The organism is Thiobacillus sp. 65-1402 (genome assembly GCF_001897685.1).
Classification (GTDB): domain Bacteria; phylum Pseudomonadota; class Gammaproteobacteria; order Burkholderiales; family Thiobacillaceae; genus Thiobacillus.
On sequence record NZ_MKUG01000082.1, the window covers coordinates 1 to 3,257 of the forward strand.

Annotated in this window: 4 protein-coding genes and 1 pseudogene; 2 read left to right on the top strand and 3 right to left on the bottom strand. The window is 70.4% G+C overall.

The genetic code is table 11. The features are described from left to right. On the top strand, positions 1-859 hold an 859-nt coding region (locus tag BGO62_RS06885; protein WP_296640585.1), incomplete at its 5' end, for a 5-(carboxyamino)imidazole ribonucleotide synthase. Further along, the gene (locus tag BGO62_RS06890) at positions 849-1,292 is read left to right on the top strand and encodes a DUF192 domain-containing protein (protein WP_296640587.1); all 444 of its coding nucleotides are present in this window, start codon (positions 849-851) and stop codon (positions 1,290-1,292) included. The genes BGO62_RS06885 and BGO62_RS06890, both read left to right, overlap by 11 nt. A gap of 4 nt (positions 1,293-1,296) precedes the next feature. On the opposite strand, the gene BGO62_RS06895 is transcribed toward BGO62_RS06890, so the two are convergent. The 3 genes and pseudogenes from BGO62_RS06895 to BGO62_RS06905 all read right to left on the bottom strand — a co-directional run. Next, the gene (locus BGO62_RS06895) at positions 1,297-2,334 is read right to left on the bottom strand and encodes a DUF3108 domain-containing protein (protein WP_296640588.1); all 1,038 of its coding nucleotides are present in this window, start codon (positions 2,332-2,334) and stop codon (positions 1,297-1,299) included. Continuing rightward, entirely contained in the window at positions 2,334-3,086 is a 753-nt protein-coding gene (locus tag BGO62_RS06900) for a DUF3108 domain-containing protein (RefSeq protein WP_296640590.1), read from the bottom strand. Before BGO62_RS06900 ends, BGO62_RS06895 begins: the two co-directional genes overlap by 1 nt. A gap of 2 nt (positions 3,087-3,088) precedes the next feature. Continuing rightward, positions 3,089-3,257 (bottom strand): annotated as a pseudogene (locus BGO62_RS06905) (phosphoribosylglycinamide formyltransferase); the annotation flags it as partial.

Consider the following 3,257-nt stretch of genomic DNA (forward strand, 5'->3'; position numbering starts at 1 on the left):
CCATTGCCGGGTGTCGCCGGGCGCCGCCGCGGTGGCCATCGTGCAGGACCGCAGCCACGAAAAATCCTGGCTCGCCGACAACGGCTTCGCCACCGCGCCGTTCGCGCTGGTCTACAGCGAAGGCGACCTCGACGCCGCGCTGGCGGACACCGGCACGCCGGCGCTGCTGAAAGTGTCGCGCTTCGGCTACGACGGCAAGGGCCAGGCGCGGGTCGGCACGTTCGAGGAAGCCCGCGCGGCGTTCCGTGAATTCGGCGGCCAGCCCTGCGTGCTGGAAGGCTTCGTCGAACTGGAGCGTGAGGTGTCGGTGGTGCTGGCGCGCGACGATGCCGGCGAGTGCGCGCTGTTTCCGGTCGCCGAAAACCGCCACGACAACGGCATTCTCGACCTCTCCATCGTTCCCGCCCGCGTACCCGACAGCCTCGCCGCACAGGCGCGCGACACGGCACGCGCGGTGGCCGAGCGGCTCAGCTACGTCGGCGTGATGGCGGTCGAATTCTTCGTCGCCGGCGGCCGCCTGATGGTCAACGAAATCGCCCCGCGCCCGCACAACTCCGGCCACTACACGCTCGACGCCTGCGTCACCGACCAGTTCGAGCAGCAGGTGCGCGCGCTGTGCGGCCTGCCGCTGGGCGACCCCCGCCTGCTGTCGCCGGTGGTGATGGTCAACCTGCTCGGCGACCGCTGGGGCAACGGCGGCCCGCACTGGGGCACGCTACTGGCGCACCCCGCCGTCAAGCTGCACCTGTACGGCAAACAGGCCGCACGCCCCGGCCGCAAGATGGGGCATTTCAACGTGCTGGATGCCGATCCGGCCGCCGCGCTGCAACTGGCCGAGCGGCTGCGCGATGCGTTATAGCGGGCTGCTCAAGGCCGGGCGCCATGGCGCGCTTGCATTGCTCGTTTCATGCGCCGCCGGCGCCGCCGCGAACGACGCGCCGCTGCCGCTGCGCATCGGCCCGCATGTCTTCCAGGCTGAAGTCGCGGCCACGCCGCAACAGCGCGAACGCGGCCTGATGGGGCGCACCCGGCTCCCCGCCGACGGCGGCATGCTGTTCGTGTTCGAGCGCGCCGGGCGGCATTGCTTCTGGATGCGCGACACCCCGCTGCCGCTGTCGATCGCGTTTGCCGACGACCGCGGCCGCATCGTCACGCTCGCCGACATGCAGCCGCATAGCGACGCCCTGCATTGCCCCGGCACGGACGCGCGCTATGCGCTGGAAGTGCCGCAAGGGGAATTCCGCCGGCGCGGCATCACGGCAGGCGCGCAGATAGACGGCCTGCCGCGGTAGCCCTTCAGGGTCCGATCGATTTCACGCTGAGTTCCACCGTACCGCCCTTCTCGTCGCTGCGCAGCACGCGTACCGGCAGGTAATGCCGGTCGATCGCCAGCCATGCCTCGAAGCGGCCATCGTCACCGGCCACCCGCGCAAGATGCAGGGTGCGCAGTTCGCCCAGCGCGGTCTGCAGGATTTCCTCGCCGCGCACCTCGTAGCTGTAGTCGCGCAACTTCTTGCCGTTGAACACCGTGTAGGTCAGCCGCCCGTCTGGCGGCGGTGCGGTCAGCGCCAGCTGGAAAAACAGGCTGAGCGCATCCTGCACGTCGCCCTGATAGGCGAAATGGCGCGGCGCCCCCTTCGCCGGAATCAGCGTGAGACTGCCGTTGACCGCATCGAAGCTCGCACGGCTGCGCTTGTCGCCGCGCTGGTCCCAGAACTCCTCCGGCTGCAGGCCATGCGGCGTGATGCGGCCGCGGCTGGTCTGCACGAAGCGGCCGCGGTAAAACACCCCGGCGAGGCCGCTGGCCGCCGCCACGCTGGTCAGCGTGTAGCGTTCGCCTTCGTTCACCCACAAAAGCGTCTGCTCGCCCGACGCCACGCCGTAATGCACCCGAAACTGCAGGTCGAGCCGCGGCGGCAGCGGGTTCAGGACCGGCGCCGCCGCCTCGGCTGCCGCGGGCGGCGCTTCGACTGGCGCGGGCGGCGTTTCGACCGGCGCAGGCGCGACTGCCGGCGCCTCATCGACGCGCAGCGCAGGCGCAGCGTTCAAATCAGCCGCAGCGATGGCGGCAGCTTCGGCCACTTCGGTTTCCGCGGCGGCAGGCAATTCAGCCGGGGCGACGCGCGGCGTCCGCGGCGGGGCGGCCAGCGGGGCCGGCTGCGGCGGGGCGGCGGGCGGCCGGGCGGCGATCAGCTGCGCGTCGAACGGCGGCGGCTCGGCGGGCGGATGCCACTGCGGCAGCCGCCACTCCAGACCGCCGAGCAAGCTGCCGTGCAGCAGCAGCGAAGCCACCAGGGCCAGCCACCAGGGGCGTACCCTGCGCCCCATCGGCATCAGCCTTTGATGCTGGCGCTCACCAGGCGCTGTTCGAGGGTGACGCCGTCCTCGAAGACCCGGATCTGCACCGGCAGGTTCTGCCGCGCCGGCGCGACCCACACGGTGATGGCCTTTTCGTCCGGCTTCTGCTTGATGCGCCGGTATTGCTGGGTGGCCAGCGTCCCCAGCGGCGTCGCGATGGCGCCGCCATCGCTGCGCGCGTAGCGGTAGTCGTTCAGGTCGCGTCCGCTCACCACCTGCAGGGCGTAGTCGGTGGGCAGGCTGGGAGCGAACATGAACTGGTAGAGCTGCGAAAGCTGATCCTGGGTTCCGTCCCGCAGGCCGTTCACCTGCCACGATTCGCCCTTGTATTGCCAGGCAATGCTGCGCTGTTTCCAGTCGAGGCGCGCGCTCGCCAGCTTGTTCGGCGCATCGCTGCGGGCGTGCTGGAAGCGCGCCGGCTGCAGTCCCTGCGGCGTCACCACGCCGCTGCTTTCGAGGCGGATGCTGCCCGGCCAGAGGATTTTCAGCGGGCCGTTGGCGCGGGTTTCGCTGGTCAGCGTGTAGCGGCTGCCGTTGCGGGTGAAGGTGTCGACCACCTGGCCGAGCTTGTGGCCGTTGCGGTAGAGGTCGTACGCCAGGTTCATTTGCCGCGGTGGCGCATACGCCGCCACGCGGGCTTCAGCGGGTAGCGGATCGGGGTCCTTCGGGGCGGCCTGGGCCGTCGCCGCGATCGTCAAGCCGGATGCCAGCAACAGGCGTTTGAACATGCTCACACTCCGTGGGGAAACACAGACTGTGACGCCGGATCGTCCTTCAAGTTTACCCGGCCATGCCGGTTGAGCAGGCGGCCCTCGGCGAACCAGCGGATCGCCTGCGGGTAGATACGGTGCTCCTGTTCCAGCACCCGCGCGGCGAGGTCGGCGGCCGTATCGTCCGCC